This is a genomic window from Vibrio sp. V42_P2S4T144, from assembly GCF_009904715.1.
Taxonomy (GTDB): Bacteria; Pseudomonadota; Gammaproteobacteria; order Enterobacterales; family Vibrionaceae; genus Vibrio; species Vibrio alginolyticus.
Genome location: NZ_WXWS01000531.1, coordinates 1 through 2,474 on the forward strand (window position 1 = coordinate 1; position 2,474 = coordinate 2,474).

Sequence of the window (2,474 nt, forward strand, 5' to 3'; positions counted from 1 at the left end):
GTCTAGACCTTGGGTTAGATTTGCAGTGTTACGTACTTCAATCCAGCGTCCAGTAAAGTCTTGTTGCCGCATAAACATAGGTCTCCCTGACTGAGTAATAAATAGGTACTCAAGCTCGGGGTTAATGGCATCATCCCCCTCAAAGAAATACGTATTATCTTCCTCTTTCAGCTCCTTGCACCATACTTTGAATTTCTCAAGGCGCTTTTTATACCTGTCAGACTGCGAGTAATCGTAAAGCATCTTCATCAATGTGGCTGGGATAATGGTATCCCGGCTTTTATTCTTCTCAGCAAAGCCCTCAGCAGTCTTTGTGAGTGATTGGTATTTATCACCGACCCCAAAATCCATCACAGGCTTTTTAAAAACCTCTTTGCCACCTTGAATCATTGTTTCGGGGTTAACTATCTGTCCCGAATGAAGGCTAGCCGCTTCCTCTCGCCGCAATCCAGTATAACGACAAATCAATGGGTGCAAGCAAAACTCAATAGGCAATGAATGCAGTTTATTATTGTCACCATGACGAACCACCCTGCGGGATTTCATTAATATGTTTTGCAGGATGTTCCATTCATTATTGGTAAATGGCTTTAGGTCACGGCGTAGGTTGCTGAGGCTTGTACCACCACTGCGAGATGACTTGGAAAACTTAATCCGCATATCCGTCGTGTGTACCTGCTTACGTTGATAAGCTTTCATACTGGAAGCAGGCGCCTGGAAATGTATATTCACCGCCTCAAATTGGAAGGGAGGGTTATTGAAGCGGATACCTTGACGAAGGCAGTGTTTATAGAAACCTACGACACTGCTCATATATTGCCTAGCTGTTGTTTTAGCCAATACACCATCAATAGCTAGCTGCTTTATGCCATCCCGATATTGGTAGGTTAACCGCTCTTGTTTGTTACGGGGAAAAGCCCCCCATTCCGGGCGGGGGTCATCATAGAGAGGGTCAAAGTCCCCTTCATCGTATTCAGCATCCCACTCTGCCTGCTTGTCCAATACAAAACTGAAGTAATGAGCAAGCCCCTGCGCATCCGTACCAAGCTCAAGCACACCATCATCGAGTGCTTTCGACAATAAGAACTCATTGACCATATCTAATGGTTGGTAGCTGATTAGGTTGTCTTTGTCGTCATACCCAGCGATATAGAGTAAGGGGAGTTTCTTAATGGGGATCTTATTGCCATTGGCACGGTAGGTAACCTGAGATTCGCCATTCTCATCAATGGATACCAATGGTTTCTCGTAAACGAAGTTAGGGATAGATGAAATTTCTACCTCTTTTCGTATAGTCTCTTTCTGGTTTTTCCTGCTTTCTGGCATACGCACCCACACAAAACTGTATACATAAACAGTATAAATCTAGTTTTCAACTTTAAAAGTTATCTGTGCTGGTTTTCGTTATTGCGATCAAAAAAACCGCCACTGATGTGCAATATGCATTAATGGCGGCATTCTTGAATTGTATTGAGTCACCATGAATCATCACGCAATGTATGATTCACTAAAAAAGCATTCTCAACTTTAAAAGTTAATTATCTCTTTTTAGCCCATTCAGGTAAGTTTTGAATATGGTCTTCCCAATCCACCACATCAATCTCGTAAACCACTTTGTTACGGACACTTTCCCCAGCCGCATGCATTGCGGACTTAGAGCCTGTAATCAACGGATGCCATTCTGGTAAAGGCTGCTTTTCAGCCAACAGACGGTAAGCGCACGTGTGTGGCAGCCAAGTAAAATCGTCGATGTCTTCTCGGGTCAGCTTGGTGCACTCTTCACCCGAAGTGAAACGGTTTGGGTAATCCTTACATGAACACGTTTTACTGTTCAGCCAGCTACAAGCCACATTGGTATAGTAGATTTCATCGGTATCTTCATCCATCAGCTTATGCAAACAACATTTGCCACAACCATCACAGAGAGATTCCCATTCCTCTTCTGTCATCTGCTCTAACGATTTACTTTGCCAAAATGGAGTGCTCATACTTCAGGTCTCACCAAGGGAATTTAGGGGGCGATTTATACTCTTCTCAACGCAAAAGTTCAAGTTTTGAGAAGATCTTGCATCCTTCCCACATAACGGTGGAGATATTCAACTACTTTCGTTTTACTGTTCTATCCTTAAACAAGTTTCCATTACTCAATTGATCAAGAAGGCATTAAGGAGTTTTCATGGGTATTATTTCTTGGATTATTTTGGGCTTAATCGCCGGCGCACTTGCTAAATGGCTCATGCCAGGAAAAGATGGGGGCGGTTGGATTGCAACAATGTTACTTGGTATTGCAGGGGCATTTGTAGGTGGCTTCCTTGGCGGCATTCTCGGTTTCGGCGGAGCAACTGGCGTCAACATTGGTAGTATCATTACCGCAACACTAGGCGCATTTATTCTGTTGTTTGTTTATAACCGTTTCTTAAAATAATCACGATGATTTAAAAGCAAAAAACCAAAAAGGGAGCGTAATGTTAAGC

General features: G+C 43.1%; 3 protein-coding genes. 1 reads left to right on the forward strand and 2 read right to left on the reverse strand.

Features of this window, described 5'->3' with window-relative positions; all coding sequences use genetic code 11:
• Together CAG68_RS17775 and CAG68_RS17780 are read right to left on the reverse strand one after the other, a co-directional pair.
• On the reverse strand, positions 1-1,326 hold a 1,326-nt coding region (locus tag CAG68_RS17775; RefSeq protein ID WP_161441449.1), incomplete at its 3' end, for a site-specific integrase.
• Positions 1,327-1,538: 212 nt separating this feature from the next.
• Positions 1,539-1,988, reverse strand: coding sequence for a YcgN family cysteine cluster protein (locus CAG68_RS17780; protein WP_005380627.1), 450 nt, complete (start codon positions 1,986-1,988; stop codon positions 1,539-1,541).
• A gap of 188 nt (positions 1,989-2,176) precedes the next feature.
• Here CAG68_RS17780 and CAG68_RS17785 point away from each other — a divergent pair, with 188 nt between their 5' ends.
• Entirely contained in the window at positions 2,177-2,425 is a 249-nt protein-coding gene (locus CAG68_RS17785; RefSeq protein ID WP_005380625.1) for a GlsB/YeaQ/YmgE family stress response membrane protein, read from the forward strand.
• Positions 2,426-2,474: the final 49 nt, after the last annotated feature.

What these genes read in the sequence shown, in the direction of transcription:
- CAG68_RS17785 (WP_005380625.1), top strand. Translation starts at nt 2,177, where the DNA reads ATGGGTATTATTTCTTGGATTATTTTGGGCTTAATCGCCGGCGCACTT.
- CAG68_RS17780 (WP_005380627.1), bottom strand. Translation starts at nt 1,988, where the DNA reads ATGAGCACTCCATTTTGGCAAAGTAAATCGTTAGAGCAGATGACAGAA.